This is a genomic window from Thiospirillum jenense, assembly GCF_014145225.1.
Taxonomy (GTDB): domain Bacteria; phylum Pseudomonadota; class Gammaproteobacteria; order Chromatiales; family Chromatiaceae; genus Thiospirillum; species Thiospirillum jenense.
On the sequence record NZ_JABVCQ010000018.1, the window covers coordinates 33,162 to 51,603 of the forward strand.

The following is an 18,442-nucleotide window of genomic DNA, read 5'->3' on the forward strand; positions in this document are numbered from 1 at the left end:
AACATCTAGAGATGGTGGTTTACAAATTGCGCTATATGGGATTGCCAAATGCGAATATATTTTAGTCATACCAACACAAAAAATGGCAATTGAATACATATTCCAGTGAATGAATTTTGTACGATTGGCTACTTAGCTAAATCTCAAAAAACTCTATTCTCAACCTAAACCGCTCCAACTTAAATATACTGTTGTGATGTCTTGACCCCATAATAAAGCGATCCAACCCGCAATAGCTAAAAAGGGTCCGAATGGTAAAGGTGACTGTGGTTGTTGACGTTTTAAGGCAATCAAAGCGATACCAACAACCGCGCCGGGGAGTGCGGATAACAATAAAATTTGCGGTAAAGCACTCCAACCTAACCATGCCCCAAAGACGGCAAAAAGCTTAAAATCACCATAGCCCATGCCTTGTTTACCCGTCAATAATCGGAATAAATGAAAAACAAACCATAAACTGAGATACCCAATCACAGCGCCAAAAATTGCGGTTGAACTATCTACAAATATATTGAATACACTCAATAGCAACCCTAACCATAACAATGGGAGAACGACCACGTCAGGTAATAGTTGAGTGTCAAAATCTATAATCGCTAACGCAATCAACCCCCAGGTTAACACCAGTGCGCTAACACCCTGCCATGTAATGCCAAACTGCCAAATGACAATAACGGTTAATAATGCAGTGGATGCTTCAATCAATGGATAACGTAGTGAGATATGACACTGACAAGCCGTACACCGCCCGCCCAATATTAAATAACTCAAAATCGGAATATTTTCCCAGCTGCGAATACGATGCTGACAGTTTGGGCAGTGTGAAGGTGGATAGGCTAAATTAAAAGGTGCTACTGTAGATTGTTCTGATGATGGGTTGTCGTTCAGCACTGATGCCGGCGAAAGTGAGCGCATGAATTCATTGCAATCATGCCGCCATGCTAATTCCATCATGCGCGGCAGTCTCAAAATAACGACATTAAGAAAGCTGCCAACTATTAAACCAACTATCGTTGCTAAACTATACAACAATACCGGATTAGTTAATAAATCATTTAAAGTTTCAAGTGTCGTATACAACATTATTTTTCCTAAAAATTGGTTGAATTACCAACATGCCGAGTATCATGGGATTGGATAAAATGCTAGATATGGTTGAGTATGATAACTGTTTAATAGAGTGCTGCTATCTTAAATGGATTTGAGTTAAAATAGATGACATCCGATGACGATTTAATTTATACTTAATATACTACGCGCTGCGCGGTATTAGTATTACGACTCCTGACCATTTAATAATATCTGCTAACCAATATGTCTGAATACGCTTTTGCCACATTTCTACATGCTTGTCAGGCGCGGGTTGAACATGTGCTTGATACCCATTTGCCTACTAATGATCAACCGCCTGGGCAACTTCATGCTGCGATGCGTTATGCCGTTCTCGGTGGCGGGAAACGTTTGCGGCCAACTTTAGCATACGCCGCCGCCCATGCCTGTAGCATTCCATTAGAACAGATTGATACAGCTGCCACTGCATTAGAATTGATTCATGCTTATTCACTCATTCATGATGATTTGCCAGCAATGGATGATGATGATTTGCGGCGTGGGCGACCGACGTGTCATAAAGCATTTAATGAAGCAACGGCCATTCTTGCGGGTGATGCGTTGCAAACATTGGCATTTTATGTTTTGGCACAGGATAAAATGAACCCGCCCGCTGTGCGTGTTCGTTTAATTGAACAATTGGCACATGCCAGCGGTTCATTGGGAATGGTGGGTGGTCAAGCACTCGATTTAGCGTCCGAAGGCGTAGAATTAGATTTAGTGATGCTAGAAAACATTCATATTCATAAAACTGGTGCATTAATTCGTGCCAGTGTAAATATGGCCGCCACAACAGCACCGCATTTGTCAATAGAACAGCGCACGGCATTAGATCACTATGCTAAATGTATTGGGCTGGCATTTCAAATTCAAGATGATTTACTAGATGTTGAAGGTGAAACCGCTATTATTGGCAAGCGCAGTGGTCAAGATATTGCGCATCAAAAAGCGACTTATCCCGCATTATTAGGTGTGAAACCGGCACATGAAGCGGCAGCTAATTTGGTCAATGAAGCGCTGGCGAGTTTACGATTATTTGATGACAATGCTGATGCCCTGCGTAATATTGCTGAATATATTATTAAGCGCGATCATTAACACCAGTATTTTATGATGCAAGAGGAAATAATGATGGCATCTGACGCTGCCAATTGCTGTGCCAGCAGCAAATCAGATCATACGGTAATCGCCGATGTGCAATCGGGCGTGGATCGCCGTCATATTGCGATTGATCGCGTAGGGATTAAAGATATTCGTCATCCGGTGCGCGTGAGTGATCGCAGTGGCGGCGAGCAGCATACTGTCGCAACTTTTAATATGTATGTGTATTTGCCACATAATTTTAAAGGGACGCACATGTCGCGGTTTGTCGCAATTCTGAATAGCCACGAACGCGAGATCAGCGTCAATAGTTTTAAAGAAATGCTGACCGATATGGCGCAGCGACTTGAATCAAAAGCTGGGCATATCGAAATGCGATTTCCGTTTTTCGTCAATAAAAAAGCACCAGTGAGTGGTGTCGAAAGTTTATTGGATTATGACGTGACTTTTATTGGTGAAATCCATAACCAACATCCGACAATGGCAATGAAAGTTGTCGTACCTGTCACCAGTTTATGTCCGTGTTCAAAAGAAATTTCGGCCTATGGTGCGCATAATCAACGCTCCCATGTGACGGTGCAAGTCCGCACTTCTGATTTCGTGTGGATTGAAGAAATCATTGATTTGGTTGAAGCGCAAGCCTCATGTGAATTATTCGGTTTATTAAAACGCCCTGATGAAAAATATGTCACAGAACACGCCTATGATAATCCCAAATTCGTCGAAGACACGGTGCGCGATGTCGCCCAATGCTTGAATGATGACCCGCGTATTTTGTCATATATTGTTGAATCGGAAAATTTTGAATCCATTCATAATCATTCGGCTTATGCCTTGATTGAACGTGATAAAACGCAGACACCGCACTCGTCAACATAATCATTGGTCATGTGATGGAAACAGACGAACTCGTGCAGCGTATTGCACACTCGAAAAAATCGCTTTTTATCACTGTTTTGACGGCAAATGAAGTGTCAACATTTGGTCCTGACAATATCGAACATTTTTTACCCTGGACATTAGTTCAATTGGCAAAATTGCAGAGGCATAAATACTCAAAGAACAAAAAAGCAGGTGTGTTGTCATTAGTCATCCGCGAATTCACTGCATTGCGCGACGCAGTGACAGGTATTCCAATTAAACGTATTGCTGGCTGTTTTATTCAAGATGGCGAAGTACATTCATTAACTGCGGGTGAGATGCGGCAGGCATTTTTAACTGACGCACAAACTGGTGAACCGCTCGACCCAGAACCCAATGTCACCTTTATTGATTTCGAGCAATTGGTGGCGCAGTTATAACCGGGGTTCATTTTATCTCAAATGAATCACTCCATTGTCAACCCGCGTGGGTTATTAGACACCAATGCTATCAACCAAACTGCCATTAGATAGAATGCCGCCGCGCACTCAGCGCCCCGTATTTCTTGACCTACGCCATATTCATTTACCATTGCCGGGCGTGGTATCTATTCTGCACCGTCTCAGCGGGTTGATATTATTATTAGTCATTCCCATTGGGATTGGGTTATTCGCTTATGCCCTGGTCGGTGAAGCCGAGTTTATGGCCGCGGCCGCCCTGTTTTCTCATCCCGCCACTAAATTAGTACGGTTAGTTTTAATTTGGGCGTGTGTGCATCATCTCATTGCCGGGGTACGCTATTTGGCACTGGATTTTGGCTGGGGAATCACACGACCAATGGCGCGTTACACCGCTGCGGCCACGCTCATTGTCAGTGTCATATTCACCTTGCTCCTTGGAAGTTTATTATTATGAACAGCCGCCAAGCATCGGGATTAAAAGCATGGTTCATGCAGCGGTTGACCGCCGCCTATCTAGCGGTATTTAGCCTCTATCTCATTGGACATTTTGCCTACGCACCCGCCCACCATTACAGCGATTTAATCCAGTGGTTAGTGACACCCGCCGTTTTTTTAGGCATGTTATTATTTATTCCACTGCTGCTCATTCACGCCTGGATTGGCGGGCGCAACATTGCGATTGATTACTTGAAACCCTTTACGCTGCGCTTGGGTTTTTTAATCCTGTTTGCCGCCCTATTATTTGCCTCTGGTCTATGGGCGGGGCAAGCATTATTACGCGCACATTTCAACGCGGGTTAATTAAAAAAACAGCCATGTCACATTCAATTCCCCAGCGCCATTTTGACGCACTCATTATTGGCGCAGGTGGCGCTGGATTAAATGCCGCATTGCGTTTAGCACAGGCTGATTTGCGCGTCGCAATTGTGTCAAAAGTATTCCCGACGCGCTCTCATACCGTTGCCGCACAGGGCGGTGTGAATGCCGCATTAGCCAATGTCTCACCTGATGAATGGCAATGGCACATGTTTGATACCGTCAAAGGATCGGATTATCTCGGCGATCAAGACGCCATTGAATACATGTGCCGTGAAGCTATTCCCACCGTGTATGAATTAGAACACGCCGGTGTTCCCTTTTCTCGATTAGAGAATGGCAAGATTTATCAACGGCCATTTGGTGGGCAAAGTCAAGCATTTGGCGGTGAACAAGCAGCGCGTACCTGTGCCGCCGCTGACCGCACCGGTCATGCAATTTTGCACACGCTTTATCAACAAAACATTCGCGCCCGCAGTCATTTTTTTGATGAATATTTCGCCGTTGATTTATTGCGCGATGAAGATGGGTATGTCCTCGGTGCATTGGTATTAGACATTGAAAGCGGCGCCCCGTTGATTATTGCTGCCAAAACAACTTTATTAGCCACCGGCGGTTATGGGCAATTATTTCGCACCAATACTAATGCACATATCAATACCGGCGACGGCATGGGATTAGCATTGCGCGTCGGTATTCCATTACAAGACATGGAGTTTTTTCAATTCCACCCAACGGGTGTGGCCGGCAAAGGCATGTTAATTACCGAAGCCGCCCGCGGCGAGGGCGGTTATTTAATTAACGCCAATGGCGAACGCTTCATGGAACAATACGCCCCGCAAGCCCGCGATCTTGCCGGCCGCGACGTGGTTGCACGCGCAATTGTGAATGAAATCCGCGCCGGCCGCGGTTGTGGATCACAAAAAGATCACGTCTTATTACAATTAAATCATCTTGACGCCAATCTTATTCACCAACGCTTGCCCGGCGTATGCGATATTTGCCGCGTTTTTTTAGGCATTGACCCCGCCGTCCGCCCAATTCCCGTATTCCCCACCGCGCACTATGCAATGGGCGGCATCCCCACCGACCGCCACGCCCGCGTGGTCGCCCCCGCCGGTCACGGGCCAGAAGAAGTCGTGCCGGGACTGTACGCCGCGGGCGAATGCGCCTGCGTGTCCGTACACGGCGCGAATCGTTTGGGCGGCAACTCGCTACTCGACATCCTCGTATTTGGGCGAGCGGCGGGCAGCGACATCCTGCGCTATGTGCTTGAAAATCCCAGACATCGGCCGCTCAACGAGTCCACCATCGCCCCGGCACTGGCGCGCCTGGCACGGTGGGAACGGCGCGGCGATGGCGAAAACGTCCACGTTGTGAAGACGGAATTGCGCAAATTAATGGAGACGCACTGCGGCGTGTTCCGCGATGACGCCACCATGCGCGACGGCTTGCACAAGCTGCGGGCGCTGCGTGATCGCCTCGACGGGGTGAAGTTACAAGATCACAGCCGCGTGTTTAACACCGCCCGCATCGAGGCATTGGAACTTGATAACCTCGTGGACGTTGGCATGGCGACCCTCACCGCGGCGCTGGCACGGCAGGAAAGTCGCGGCGCGCATTCACGGGTGGATTTTCCGCAGCGAGATGATGAACGCTGGTTAAAACACAGTTTATACACCCGCACTGGTGATCGTATTGAATATAAACCCGTGCGCACCAAGCCGTTGACAATCAGTTCATTTCCCCCGCAAGATCGCGTTTATTAGCCCAATTCAATTGCAGATCATTGCCAAACTCATCACGGTTAATTGGCTGGTTGATTCTCAGCATCGCGCAATGATTCCAACATAGCCTGCGCTCCGGCTAATCCTTGATCGGCCGCTTTATTAAACCACTCCATTGCCCGTTGCGGATTCTTATCCACACATTCACCCACCAAATACATAAATCCTAAACCGTGTTGTGCTAATCCCAATCCAGCAGTCGCTGCCGCCTGCATGTATTTAAATGCCATTAACGGATTCGCCAGCATCCCCAAGCCATTCTGCGCCATAATTGCCATGCGATATTGCGCATCAATATGACCGCCCTCCGCTAATGGCGCTAATAAACCCACAGCGCGGGAAAATTGTTTGGCTTCAAATGCGGCAATCCCACTGCTCAACATCACATCCTGTTCGGTAATAGACTCTGGCACAGATGAATCAATCATTATCTTCACTCCCAATTAGAACGCCGTCCAATTAAACCTGTGCTATTAAGCCAATCGCCTAATAACACATGCAAATGCCCCACCGCGATAATAAAAATCTTATCCACTCGATAACCATAAAAAATATGGGAACGATTACGCCGTTTCCAATGGTAAATTGACAAAACTTTGCCACTGCTCGAATAAGTTGGTATTCGCGGCGGCAATGGCAATGCGCGGCATTAAATCAAGATCATTAAACGATTGTGTTCCATCACGCGCATATAACGCGCTCGTCACGCCCGCTTCAGTGGCAATTAAACGCCCGGCGGCATAATCCCACAAGCGTTGCCCGCCGTGCAAATACAATTGATAACGCCCGGCGGCTAACCAACACCAATCTAATGCAACTGAGCCTAAATTGCGCTGTGACCGAAAGGTATTGTTTGTTAATAATGGTGCTAAACGCGCCGCTGGCAAGCGTTTCAAATCAATCATTGCCAACGCATTGGTTAATAATGGACTGGGCGCAAATGGTGTGATTGGTTGACCATTACACCAAGCGCCCTGACCGCGTTCTGCCGTAAAGCATTCATCATGCACTGGATCAAAAACAATGGCTAATTGTGCGCGACCGGCCGTGAATAATGCTAATGACACGGCGAAATACGGAAACCCGCAGGCATAATTACTGGTACCGTCCACTGGATCAAGACACCAAAATCGTTTGCCGTTTATTGCAGCTGCAAGTAATGACGATTGTTCAGCAGCGGGTAATTCTTCACTCAAAATCGGTATGTACGGATCATGATCACGCAAAACAGCCATTAAACGATTTTGCACCGCTAAATCTGCGGCGGTAATAAAACTACCGTCTGTTTTAATTTCCACCGGCGTTTGCCGCCAGCGGGGGAGGATTTCAGCGAATGCGATTTGCCGTATTTGCTGTGCTAGTGTTGTCAGTGTCAACATAATAATGCACCTCACTCACAATTGGTCACGCATTCTAACACGTTTAAATCAACTAGGTGCATTATTAAATGCAGAATTTTTATTCTAAATTGCCATTTATATCGGTTTAAACGCGGAAAATATATTTAATTGATTAAACACTTAAAGCTATATCGGTTACAGCGCCACACCAAAGTGATAGTTTCACAACTAAAGCAATAACCCCCTTAACTAATACAAGAAAATACAGTAAAATTACGAATAATCAGATCAATTGTTGAACAAAATAATCCAAATGGGATTATACTTTCACAGCACCGAAACAACTTGGTGAAACTCTCATTAGCTACGCAACCCAATCCCTAACGAATCGCACCGCACTTGAAGAATTATCAGTTAAAACACTGCCTGGTGTCGGTGAACAAGTTGCTACTCGTTTAGCACGGATTGGTATTGCGACTGTTTTTGATTTGCTATTGCATCTACCTATTCGCTATCAAGATCGAACACGAGCGCACTGCATTGCGGATTTAAGAGTCGGACAAGAAGTCGTAGTTGAAGGCACTATCATGAGTGTCGCATTTAGTCACGGCAAACGGCGGTCATTAAAAGTTACACTCTGTGATGATAGTGGTGGATTGTTGATTTTACGCTTTTTTCATTTCTCTTCAGCGCAAATTCACCAATTCACTCGTGGCAATCAATTGCGCTGTTACGGTGAAGCCCGTCAGGGACCTTATGATTTAGAAATGATTCATCCGGAATGTGATTTTTATCCACAGTTTGACCCTATCACCACCGCGACAACCTTAACTCCGGTATACCCTTCAACAGCCGGTATTACCCAATTAATATGGCGTCATTTAACCAAACAAGCCTTAGCTGTTTTAATCTCAGCAGATGACTTGTTGCCTGAGTTTATTCCACCTGAACAGTTAACTAAACTGTCTTTGCCAACTTTAGTTGAGGCATTTTGTTTACTCCATTATCCGCCCGCCACGATTGACATAGATGCACTTATCAAACGGCACCATCCGGCATTTCAACGCATCGTATTAGAAGAACTTTTAGCTAAACAGTTAGCTTTACAACAACTACGCACCTGCCGTAATCATTTTAGCGCCACCGCCTTAATTGGCAATGGACATCTACGCAAACAATTACGGGCAGGATTAGGATTTACACTGACTGCGGCACAGGAGCGCGTGATTAATGAACTAACCTGTGATCTTGTGCAGACACAGCCAATGATGCGATTATTACAAGGGGATGTTGGTTCGGGAAAAACTATTGTCGCGGTATTAGCAGCATTGCAAGCAATAGAGGCAGGTTATCAAGCCGCGTTAATGGCGCCAACTGAATTATTAGCAGAACAGCATCTTAGTCACTTGCGCCGCTGGCTTAATCCATTGGGATTGCAACCTATTTCTTTATCTAGTCGACATAAAGGTGCTGAACGACGTCATATTTTGACGCGCATTCGTAATGAAAACACAGCAATTATAGTTGGTACTCATGCACTGTTTCAAGAGGCAGTGCAATTCGCTGCATTAGGTTTGGTCATTATTGATGAGCAACATCGTTTTGGTGTACAGCAACGATTATTATTACGCGCAAAAGGTGAAGCGCATGGGCGTATTCCACATCAATTGATTATGACAGCGACGCCAATTCCCCGTTCATTAGCAATGGTTGCATACGCTGATTTAGAGTTATCTGTAATTGATGAATTACCAACTGGCCGCCAGCCAATTACGACTGTTGCAGTACCCGATCAACGTCGGGCTGAAGTGATTGAAAGAGTGCGCGCCGCCTGCGCACAAGGACGGCAAGCCTATTGGGTTTGTACATTAATTGAAGAATCAGATGTTTTGCAATGCCAAGCTGCGGAAGTAACAGCAGCTAACTTAATTGGGCAATTGCCAGAATTGCGGATTGGATTCATACATGGTCGCATGAAAGCAATTGAACGCGAACCCGTGATGTCGGCATTTATTGCGGGCGAATTAGATTTATTAGTTGCCACAACAGTCATTGAAGTGGGTGTTGATGTCGCTAATGCCAGTTTAATCATTATTGAAAATCCTGAGCGTCTTGGATTAGCGCAATTACATCAATTACGCGGGCGGGTTGGACGTGGTCATGCTGCCAGTTTTTGTTTATTATTGTACCGTCCACCATTAACCGCCGCCGCTGCTGAACGTCTCAATATTTTGCGTCAAGAATGCAGCGGTTTTCAAATTGCCGATGCCGATTTACGTTTGCGTGGTGCGGGCGAAGTATTAGGAACACGTCAAGCTGGAATGACAATATGGCGATTAGTCGATCCACTACGCGATGCACCGTTAGTACCCGCGGCACGGTTATTAGCAGATTGGATTATAGAACGACACCAAGAATTGATAAATCCATTGATGCGACGCTGGTTAAATCAGGAAGAAGTTCATCATTTTTTGACTGTTGCTTAAATATGTGTGTTCAAATGTTAACTAACAACTCATCAATAATAACGGACACATCATTGGACATATTTCGTCGCAACTTTTTAATAAATTGCTGCTGAGATGAATCAAATAATGACCCAGATTAAACCAGTTGGGCGGTTGTTAATGCGCGTCATTCGAGCGATTTGGATAGCTACACGTTTTTTAACTCGTTTTCCGCTGCCTGATCCATATCCAATTACGCCAAATGAATCCGGACAAGCAGCATTAACTTATCCGATTGTCGGGTTACTATTAGGCGCATTATTAGGATGTTTTGCCTGGCTATTTGCAATGTGGATTTCACAGAGCGCCGCTATTGCTATCATCATTGCATGGGTATGGCTCACTGGCTCACTTCATTTAGATGGACTAGCCGATTGCGCTGATGCGTGGGTAGGTGGGTTGGGTAATCGTGAACGAACTTTTATGATTCTAAAAGACCCGCATCTTGGCACAATGGGTGCCACCGCAATTGTGCTAGTATTATTAACAAAATGGTCAGCAATTCATAGCTTATTAACGACAAGTCAAACACTGGCTATCACTGCGCTCATTTGGACACCGTTATTAGCGCGTAGTCAATTATTGCTATTAGCAGTTACTACCGCCGCCGCCCGCCCTGATGGTTTGGGTGCTGCTTTGCGTCAATACCTACCACGTCGCAGCGCATGGGCGGTTTTTATTGTAGTCATCCTAGCAACCGTTGGATGGTTTCAGTTCCAATCAGTATTGATATTATCGGTCATGGTTGCAGTGTTTTTTATTTGGCGGTATAGCATGTGCCATCGTCTTGGTGGTTTCACGGGCGATACTGCAGGGGCGCTAATCGAATTAACTGAAGCTGCCGTGTTATTTACTTTTATTCCCTAGAGTTACATTTTTTAATCCGTATGGTATTATGTATGCTGCCAGTTTATCTAACAGCATATAATCCGCATGGTTCACTATTGAAGTAGTGATTTAACGAGTTGGCAATTGAATGCCATGATCTGCCAACCAGCGTACATCTAATTCCCAATCCACTTTCTTTATGTCTTCTTGACCCAACATTAACACTTGAGCGCGTTTTTGATGATTGATTAACTCTTGCTGCGCTTCAATCATACGCGGATCATCTTGTGCTAAATTGGCAAGTTCCGGGTGAATAATGGGCAAAAATTGTATAGCTGGCAACTCAAATGAACGCGGGGTTGACAGAATAGCCATTCCGTTCTGTAGTGAGCGCAAGCGAAATTGATAGGGATAATTAGCAAGCTCTGTGTCGGAAGCAAGTAAGTCATTCAACTCCCAAACACGCGGCTGCCATATAGATTTAATCCACATCCCTAATAATAATACAACAATAATACCTAGAACGATGCTGTAGTTACGAGTAAAGTTATCCATTATGTATTTACCTTAAATGCAAGTTGTGAAATAATCAAACCATATTAAAATATCAAGCGCCTACCAAAATCATCAACAGATTAAACATCTAAAGGCAGTTGTACTAAACAGCACATCACTAATAGTGAGATGCTAACTGCCATGCTATGCGCGAGTATCTTATGATCTACACTAAGCTAACAAAAATAATTTTTTCTGACAATGAAAATTGTCAATCTAAACTTTGTTGACTGAAGAATCTTGTCAGATCATTTAATCAGCAGACGGTTTCCTTTATTTTTCCAATTTATTTGAAATAATCCATGAATCAAATTTCTGTTACCTATTCACCTCTAGCCCCCCCCATACCTGATGGAGTTAATACGCGCTTATTGTGGGGCAATTTACAGGGCGCCGCTGCGGCGCTTGCTATTGCACAGGTCGCATATCAAATTAAACAATATGTTTTGGTGATTACGACTGATACCGCTGAAGCAACACGTTTGCAAGCGGAGTTACAGTTTTTTTTACACCAAATATCACCCGATGATTCAATTATAGTATTCAATTTTCCTGACTGGGAAACATTGCCTTATGATATTTTTTCACCACTACCAGAATTAGTTTCTAAACGATTATTAACTCTACATCGCTTGCCACAATACACACGAGGTATATTAGTTGTCCCCATTGCCACTTTATTAGCTAAATTACCACCGCGTGATTATGTAGATGCGTATTCATTTGTATTAAAACGTGGCGAACGCCTCGATTTAGATCAACTCCGAACACGACTAGATCGTGCAGGTTATCGCTGCGTTTCACAAGTGATTACACACGGTGAATTTGCGGTACGCGGTGCATTATTAGATTTATTTCCAATGGGTAGCAAAGCACCGCTGCGTATTGATCTGTTTGACAATGAAATTGATTCGATCCGTACCTTTGATCCTGATACGCAACGATCTAAAAACAAACAAGAAGAGATTTATTTATTGCCGGCACGGGAATTCCCCGTGACAGAAGAAGCAATTGCAGGATTTCGCCAACGCTATCGTGCAGCAATAGATCATGATCCAAAAGTGAGTTTAATTTATAATGAAGTTTCCGCCGGCCGCTTTCCTGGAGGAATAGAATATTACTTGCCATTATTTTTTGATGACACGGCGACTCTATTTGATTATTTACCCGCCACAACATTAATCATTGAGTCTTCCACAATTCGTTCATCCGCCCAAAAAATTATTGATACCATCTGTTCCCGCTATGAACAGCGCCGTCATGATATTGAACGGCCGTTATTACCACCATCTGCACTGTATCTCACGGCAGATCAATTTGCTGCCCACCTTAATCAATTGCCGGGTATCAATTGGCAAACTGATTCAATTAACGAACGGCGTAAAGGCTATGCAGCCGTGTATAATTTTGCTACAGCAATGCCACCTTCATTAGTGATTCAAGCGCGAAATCAGGCGCCTGCCCATGCGCTTCAATCATTTATGCAAACAGCACAGCAACGGGTGTTATTTGTTGCGGAAAGTGCTGGGCGGCGCGAATTGTTGAATGAACAATTAGCCAGTTTTGCTATTCACCCTGTGAATATAAATAGTTGGCTTGAATTTATTCACGGTAATATGCCATGTGCGCTGACAATTGCACCAATTGAAGAACCGCTCTTATTACCGAATGAAAAACTCGCGCTCATCACTGCCACCCAATTGTATGGCGAACGTGTGCGTCAACCGCAACAATTTGCCCGAGAACGTGACCCTGATACCATCATTCGCAACCTGACGGAGTTGCATTCTGGTGCGCCTGTGGTACATGAGACACATGGCATTGGACGGTTTTTGGGATTGCAAACGCTCACTGTTGGTGGGATCGAAACCGAGTTTTTGGCCCTCGAATATGCGCAAAATGCTAAGTTATATGTGCCGGTCAGTTCGCTGCATTTGATCTCACGTTACACCGGCGGCACTGCCGAACAAGCGCCGTTACATCGGTTGGGTAGCGACCAATGGGAACGTACTAAGCAAAAAATTACTAAACAAATCAATGATGTAGCAGCAGAATTGCTGGACTTATATGCCCGGCGCAGTGCGCGTCAGGGGCATGTGTTCCCCGACCCTGGGACGGATTATGTTGCTTTTGCTGATGCTTTTGCGTTTGAGGAAACCCCCGATCAACAACGAGCGATTGATGCCATTTTGCGCGACATGGCTGACCAAAAACCGATGGATCGTGTCGTGTGCGGTGACGTGGGGTTCGGCAAAACCGAGGTGGCATTGCGCGCCGCTTTTGTGGCGGTGAGCGGTGGTTGTCAAGTTGTTGTATTGGTGCCAACGACGTTATTAGCGCAACAACACTATCAAAATTTCTTGGATCGGTTTGCGGATTGGCCAATTTGTATTGATAGCCTATCGCGCTTTCGGAGTGCAAAAGAACAGTCGCAAATCTTGAATGGATTGGCAGATGGCAGCATTGATATTATTATTGGTACGCATAAATTATTACAACCCAATGTTCGTTTTAAACATCTCGGCTTAATTATTGTTGATGAAGAGCATCGCTTTGGTGTGCGACATAAAGAACAATTAAAACATTTGCGCGCAGAGGTGGATGTATTAACTTTGACCGCCACGCCTATTCCGCGTACTTTGAATATGGCTATGTCAGGAATGCGGGATTTATCTATTATTGCTACTCCGCCAGTGGCACGTCATCCGATTAAAACAGTGATTACATCCTGGAATGACATTCTCATTCAAGAAGCTTGTCAGCGTGAATTACAACGTGGTGGACAAATTTATTTTTTGCATAATGAAGTGGATACCATAGAACAGACCGCCCAACGTGTTGCAACATTACTACCAACAGCACGGGTGCAAATTGCGCATGGTCAAATGCGTACGGCTGAATTGGAGCGGGTGATGCAGGATTTTTATCATCGGCGCTTCGGGATTTTAATTTGCACAACGATTATTGAAAGCGGTATTGATGTCCCTAATGCCAATACGATTTTAATTAACCGAGCGGATAAACTTGGTTTGGCACAATTGCATCAATTGCGCGGACGAGTTGGACGCTCGCACCATCGTGCTTATGCGTATTTAATTGTACCGCCAGCGGCAACAATGACTGAAGATGCCAAAAAGCGTTTAGAAGCGATTGCATCATTAGAGGAGTTAGGGGCGGGTTTTACGCTCGCAACCCATGATTTAGAAATTCGCGGGGCGGGTGAATTATTAGGTGATGAACAGTCGGGGCAAATCCATGAAATTGGGTTTAGTTTATACATGGAGTTATTACAACGTGCTGTCATGGCATTAAAATCTGGTCAATCACCCGAACTAGATCGGCCATTAAGTCACGGTACTGAGATTGATTTGGGGATACCTGCATTATTGCCAAGTGATTATTTACCCGACGTTCACATTCGCCTAGTCACTTATAAACGAATTGCCAGCGCTACTGATAGTAAAACATTGCGTGTCTTAAAAGTTGAAATGATTGATCGTTTCGGATTATTACCTGAGCCAGCAAAAAATCTGTTTGCAGTCACGAAATTAAAACTATGCGCCCAGCCTTTAGGAATTCGTAAAATAGAAGTTGGCGCAAATGGTGGACGTTTTTTATTTGATGAACAACCCAGTATTGACCATAAACGTCTCGTACAATTAATACAAACTAAACCTAAACTGTTTAAGTTTGACCCGGCGCGGGGCGCCCTAAAATTTTTTGCAGCAATAACAACAGCGGAACAACGTGTTGCAATGGTCGAACAAATAATCCAACAGCTATCTGCACAATAAACTCATTATTGATAGGATATTAAACAGGGTATGTTAGCCAGCGTATTAATCATCAGTGCAATCGTTTTAAGCTACACGTTAATAGCACGATTCAGCCATTTTCCTTATTGGCCAACCTATTTTTTATTATGGCGGTATGTTTTATTAAACTGGTCATCTCAAGTGACCCTGACTGCCAAATACAAACAAGCCGTGTTTTTATTAAAATGCGGACTAATGAATCCAATATGGACGTTATTTTGGTATTTAGATGAGTGGTTATTTCCTGAATACCGCTTTACCATGATTAAACCGATCTTTATTGTCGGTCAGCCGCGCAGTGGTACAACCTTATTGCACCGCACACTTGCCAATGATTATCAACATTTCTTTGCCATTCGGCATAGCGAATGGCGTTACCCGTTTATTTGTGTACAACAGTTATTTGCGCTATTTGGTATTAATCGCCGTCTAGCGACTAAGAATTATTGGCCAAATACAGTTGCCGGGCGTTTAGCGGCAAAAATGCACCCAGATACATTGGCTGATTGGGAAGAAGATGGTATTTTTTTTGAGGAGTGTTTTTTACATCACTTTTTTATTTTTTTACGCTTTCCCTATCCAACACTATTGCACACGGTGGATCAATTTCAATCATTGCCAGCGGGCGTACGACAACAGATGCTCAATACGCATCATTTAGTGATTAAAAAAATTGCATATTTACGGCAACAACCAACAGCCTATTATTTATCAAAAGAAGTCACCAGTCACACTAAAATACCCGCGTTAATAGCGCTCTATCCCGAGGCGCGGTTCATTATTGTTACTCGTCCAGCAGCGGCATTTATGAGTTCATTATCTGGATTGATGCGCACTTCAACACAGGCAAAAAACGGCATTGACCCAATGAGTTTACCCAATTGGCACGATGTTTTTATTCAACGAATGCGTGATGACAGCTTGTATTTAACGGGCTTATGTCAACAACAAATCCCTTTAGAACGTCAAATTCCAATCACTTGGCGTCACCTTGTCAGCCAGTTATTCACGACTATTAACGCTATTTATCAACAACTTGAACTGGAATTGCCCAATGATTTTTCAATAAAGCTAAAACAACTAGACGAATATCAACAGAAACGGCAACGACAATATGATTATGACATGATGGAATTAACCGGTTTTGAGCAATTCGATCAGTTTGTTAAAACGATTGAAATACGCTTCAATCAATTGATAATCAAACAGTAGCTAATGGATGGGGTTGCCACGTTGACAACCCAATCACTGTGGCGGCAGATAGTTGAATAACTCTTGAACAAATTTTACCAAATACTGCCCGCTTTTTTAATCGGACAGTATTAAAATTGCTTCTACTTCAATTGCCGCACCTTTGGGTAAAGCGGCTACACCTAATGTGGCACGCGCAGGATAGGGTGCAGTGAAGTATTCTTCCATCACTTGATTCACAATGGCGAATTGACTTAAATCAGTTAGATAGATGGTGAGTTTCACAGCATCAGATAAATTGCCGCCACTTGCTCCCGCAACCGCTTGTAAATTATCAAATACACGCCGTGCCTGCATTGCCATATCGCCCGTCACTAATTCTAATGTCGCAGAATCCAATGGAATTTGTCCCGATAAATAAACATGTTGCCCAACCCGCACCGCCTGCGAATACGGACCAATTGCCTGCGGCGCATCAGTACTATAGATATAATGCTTATTCATTATTTCATCCCGTTATTTAACTAAAGTAGCGTTAGACTTCAATTATTTGTACAACGATCAGGCGACCATCATCGCCCTGATCTAATATAATTTGCTGCTGATCTCGCAGCGTTAATGCGTCTCCTATTATAACTTTTTTCTTATTATTTTTATCCGTCACATCAAGTAATCCCGGCATGTTTTCATTTACTAATCGCCAGCGCCCACAATGAAATTCAAAATATCCTACTCGTTTTTTTTGTACATCTGTCAGTTTTTCATTAGGTGCAATTCGACTATTTACATGCCATGCAAATAATTTCTGCCCTGGCCATACTAATAACCGATGATTGTCGGGGCGGAACACACCCGCTTGACGCGACGAATACAGATTTAATACAGGTAATTGCCCACGAAATGCAGTGCCACAAAATGGGCAAGTAGGTGCAATGCGATTATCAAATACATACCATCGTTGTTCACAGTGCGGATTTAAACAAGGTAGTGTTAAATCAATAGTTTTAACAAGTGCCGTTTCCCAATCATTTGCCGATGGGCGTTGCGCTGGATTGTGTAATCCATCTATGAATGCTTGCATAAATAACGGCGCCAAATACGGCCCCGTCAGCGTGAGCGGTAATTGATCTGTATTCAGCCAGGGTAATTCCGTTGATTTGATGTCAGCAATATGAATCCGATTACTTAAATCGGTTGGATTTTCAATAAATAACGCCGCTGCACCCATTGCCAAGCGCTCGTCTTCTTGTGCATTATTCAAATCATGGATTTTACCACCACGCAACGGATGGCGATAGAGTAAATACATATAAATCAATACCGCCAACGCATGAAGATCAGTGTCTCGACAGGGCAAATAACGCTGCGAATCTTGTTTGGCTAAATGCGCAGTTTTAATAACTTCAGGTGCAATAAAATCTGGTGTTCCAACGACATCAGGGGGATATTTACCTGGCACCACCAATCCATCAATATCAATCACACACGCCAACCCATGCGACGGATCAATTAACACATTTTTATAAGATAAATCTGAATGTGCTAATCCCGCCATGTGCATTCGCCGCACCGCCCGTGCTAATAATAAACCAATCTTGAGATGATTTAACCAATCCCCTAATTCACGCGGATCCACTAAACGATTACGCAAATTTGCCGACGCAAACCATTTCCCTTCTTTTTCTTTACCCTGAATATTCAGCATGTCATTATTGCGTGAACCATAGGTAAAAAAGAAATGTTTGGAATAGGTTGGAGCGACAATACCCTGTTGCCCTTGATATTCGACTAATGCAGTCGGCCAACAAAACAATCGTTGCCAATAGTCACCGCCAATTTGATTAAAAATGCTGTCACGGTATTGTCCCGTAATCATCCGCAAACGGTCTTGTGCTTGCGTATCTGGTGGTTTCTTATAAAAGGCAACGACATAGGATTTGTCCGGCGCGAAATACACTTCTTTCATGCTGCCACTGCCAATCATTGTATTTACAAATTCAACTTTTTTACCATCTAAAGTTTTGCAAGTGATGATATTTAGCATTGCATTAATTCCCAACGCTGTATAGA

Annotated in this window: 17 protein-coding genes; 10 read left to right on the plus strand and 7 right to left on the minus strand. The window is 44.0% G+C overall.

Annotated features, from left to right (window positions below):
• Positions 1-159: 159 nt before the first annotated feature.
• Positions 160-1,083 carry a prepilin peptidase gene (locus HUK38_RS09235; RefSeq protein ID WP_182584045.1) on the minus strand — a complete coding sequence of 308 codons (924 nt, stop codon included), beginning with the start codon at positions 1,081-1,083 and terminating at the stop codon, positions 160-162.
• 231 nt (positions 1,084-1,314) lie between these two features.
• Between HUK38_RS09235 and ispA the strand changes: the two genes are divergently transcribed.
• The 6 genes from ispA (at position 1,315) to sdhA (ending at position 6,118) form a co-directional block, all read left to right on the plus strand.
• The gene (gene ispA, locus HUK38_RS09240; RefSeq protein WP_182584046.1) at positions 1,315-2,208 is read left to right on the plus strand and encodes a (2E,6E)-farnesyl diphosphate synthase; all 894 of its coding nucleotides are present in this window, start codon (positions 1,315-1,317) and stop codon (positions 2,206-2,208) included.
• A 33-nt stretch (positions 2,209-2,241) separates the two neighbouring features.
• Positions 2,242-3,090 (plus strand): GTP cyclohydrolase FolE2, encoded by an 849-nt coding sequence (folE2, locus tag HUK38_RS09245; protein WP_182584047.1) that lies wholly within the window; start codon positions 2,242-2,244, stop codon positions 3,088-3,090.
• Positions 3,091-3,104: 14 nt separating this feature from the next.
• Positions 3,105-3,512: a hypothetical protein gene (locus HUK38_RS09250; RefSeq protein ID WP_182584048.1), complete on the plus strand. Its 408-nt coding sequence runs from the start codon at positions 3,105-3,107 to the stop codon at positions 3,510-3,512.
• 64 nt (positions 3,513-3,576) lie between these two features.
• On the plus strand, positions 3,577-3,987 hold the full coding sequence (gene sdhC, locus HUK38_RS09255) for a succinate dehydrogenase, cytochrome b556 subunit (protein WP_238787566.1): 411 nt from the start codon (positions 3,577-3,579) through the stop codon (positions 3,985-3,987).
• Entirely contained in the window at positions 3,984-4,334 is a 351-nt protein-coding gene (gene sdhD, locus HUK38_RS09260; protein ID WP_182584049.1) for a succinate dehydrogenase, hydrophobic membrane anchor protein, read from the plus strand. The genes sdhC and sdhD overlap by 4 nt, the downstream gene beginning before the upstream one ends.
• 14 nt (positions 4,335-4,348) lie before the next feature.
• Complete coding sequence (gene sdhA / locus HUK38_RS09265; protein WP_182584050.1) at positions 4,349-6,118, plus strand: succinate dehydrogenase flavoprotein subunit; 1,770 nt, start codon at positions 4,349-4,351, stop codon at positions 6,116-6,118.
• A 38-nt stretch (positions 6,119-6,156) separates the two neighbouring features.
• On the opposite strand, the gene HUK38_RS09270 is transcribed toward sdhA, so the two are convergent.
• The 3 genes from HUK38_RS09270 to HUK38_RS09280 are packed head-to-tail and all read right to left on the minus strand — an operon-like array spanning position 6,157 to position 7,515.
• Positions 6,157-6,564: a tetratricopeptide repeat protein gene (locus HUK38_RS09270; protein ID WP_182584051.1), complete on the minus strand. Its 408-nt coding sequence runs from the start codon at positions 6,562-6,564 to the stop codon at positions 6,157-6,159.
• A gap of 5 nt (positions 6,565-6,569) precedes the next feature.
• Positions 6,570-6,728 (minus strand): hypothetical protein, encoded by a 159-nt coding sequence (locus HUK38_RS09275; RefSeq protein WP_182584052.1) that lies wholly within the window; start codon positions 6,726-6,728, stop codon positions 6,570-6,572.
• Positions 6,700-7,515, minus strand: a complete 816-nt coding sequence (locus HUK38_RS09280; protein ID WP_182584053.1) for an inositol monophosphatase family protein — start codon at positions 7,513-7,515, stop codon at positions 6,700-6,702. Before HUK38_RS09280 ends, HUK38_RS09275 begins: the two co-directional genes overlap by 29 nt.
• 320 nt (positions 7,516-7,835) lie before the next feature.
• On the opposite strand from HUK38_RS09280, the gene recG reads away from it, so the two are divergent.
• Complete coding sequence (gene recG / locus HUK38_RS09285; protein ID WP_182584077.1) at positions 7,836-9,962, plus strand: ATP-dependent DNA helicase RecG; 2,127 nt, start codon at positions 7,836-7,838, stop codon at positions 9,960-9,962.
• A gap of 108 nt (positions 9,963-10,070) precedes the next feature.
• A complete protein-coding gene (cobS, locus tag HUK38_RS09290) occupies positions 10,071-10,850 on the plus strand; it encodes an adenosylcobinamide-GDP ribazoletransferase (RefSeq protein WP_182584054.1) in 780 nt (259 codons plus the stop codon).
• A gap of 90 nt (positions 10,851-10,940) precedes the next feature.
• Here the strand turns inward: cobS and HUK38_RS09295 are convergent, their stop codons facing one another.
• Positions 10,941-11,366 (minus strand): hypothetical protein, encoded by a 426-nt coding sequence (locus HUK38_RS09295; RefSeq protein ID WP_182584055.1) that lies wholly within the window; start codon positions 11,364-11,366, stop codon positions 10,941-10,943.
• A 302-nt stretch (positions 11,367-11,668) separates the two neighbouring features.
• Between HUK38_RS09295 and mfd the strand changes: the two genes are divergently transcribed.
• Both mfd and HUK38_RS09305 read left to right on the plus strand, forming a co-directional pair.
• Entirely contained in the window at positions 11,669-15,160 is a 3,492-nt protein-coding gene (gene mfd, locus HUK38_RS09300) for a transcription-repair coupling factor (protein WP_182584056.1), read from the plus strand.
• Between the two features lie 30 nt (positions 15,161-15,190).
• Positions 15,191-16,393 carry a sulfotransferase gene (locus HUK38_RS09305; protein WP_182584057.1) on the plus strand — a complete coding sequence of 401 codons (1,203 nt, stop codon included), beginning with the start codon at positions 15,191-15,193 and terminating at the stop codon, positions 16,391-16,393.
• Positions 16,394-16,489: 96 nt separating this feature from the next.
• Here the strand turns inward: HUK38_RS09305 and HUK38_RS09310 are convergent, their stop codons facing one another.
• Together HUK38_RS09310 and HUK38_RS09315 are read right to left on the minus strand one after the other, a co-directional pair.
• Positions 16,490-16,876 carry a RidA family protein gene (locus tag HUK38_RS09310; RefSeq protein ID WP_182584058.1) on the minus strand — a complete coding sequence of 129 codons (387 nt, stop codon included), beginning with the start codon at positions 16,874-16,876 and terminating at the stop codon, positions 16,490-16,492.
• A 31-nt stretch (positions 16,877-16,907) separates the two neighbouring features.
• Positions 16,908-18,416: a helix-hairpin-helix domain-containing protein gene (locus HUK38_RS09315; RefSeq protein WP_182584059.1), complete on the minus strand. Its 1,509-nt coding sequence runs from the start codon at positions 18,414-18,416 to the stop codon at positions 16,908-16,910.
• Positions 18,417-18,442 lie beyond the last annotated feature (26 nt).

Coding starts and splice junctions, on each gene's coding strand:
- HUK38_RS09295 (WP_182584055.1), bottom strand. CDS start 11,366: ATGGATAACTTTACTCGTAACTACAGCATCGTTCTAGGTATTATTGTT.
- sdhD (WP_182584049.1), top strand. CDS start 3,984: ATGAACAGCCGCCAAGCATCGGGATTAAAAGCATGGTTCATGCAGCGG.
- HUK38_RS09305 (WP_182584057.1), top strand. CDS start 15,191: ATGTTAGCCAGCGTATTAATCATCAGTGCAATCGTTTTAAGCTACACG.
- ispA (WP_182584046.1), top strand. CDS start 1,315: ATGTCTGAATACGCTTTTGCCACATTTCTACATGCTTGTCAGGCGCGG.
- HUK38_RS09280 (WP_182584053.1), bottom strand. CDS start 7,515: ATGTTGACACTGACAACACTAGCACAGCAAATACGGCAAATCGCATTC.
- HUK38_RS09315 (WP_182584059.1), bottom strand. CDS start 18,416: ATGCTAAATATCATCACTTGCAAAACTTTAGATGGTAAAAAAGTTGAA.
- cobS (WP_182584054.1), top strand. CDS start 10,071: ATGACCCAGATTAAACCAGTTGGGCGGTTGTTAATGCGCGTCATTCGA.
- sdhA (WP_182584050.1), top strand. CDS start 4,349: ATGTCACATTCAATTCCCCAGCGCCATTTTGACGCACTCATTATTGGC.
- HUK38_RS09235 (WP_182584045.1), bottom strand. CDS start 1,083: ATGTTGTATACGACACTTGAAACTTTAAATGATTTATTAACTAATCCG.
- HUK38_RS09310 (WP_182584058.1), bottom strand. CDS start 16,876: ATGAATAAGCATTATATCTATAGTACTGATGCGCCGCAGGCAATTGGT.
- HUK38_RS09250 (WP_182584048.1), top strand. CDS start 3,105: ATGGAAACAGACGAACTCGTGCAGCGTATTGCACACTCGAAAAAATCG.
- HUK38_RS09270 (WP_182584051.1), bottom strand. CDS start 6,564: ATGATTGATTCATCTGTGCCAGAGTCTATTACCGAACAGGATGTGATG.
- sdhC (WP_238787566.1), top strand. CDS start 3,577: ATGCTATCAACCAAACTGCCATTAGATAGAATGCCGCCGCGCACTCAG.
- mfd (WP_182584056.1), top strand. CDS start 11,669: ATGAATCAAATTTCTGTTACCTATTCACCTCTAGCCCCCCCCATACCT.
- folE2 (WP_182584047.1), top strand. CDS start 2,242: ATGGCATCTGACGCTGCCAATTGCTGTGCCAGCAGCAAATCAGATCAT.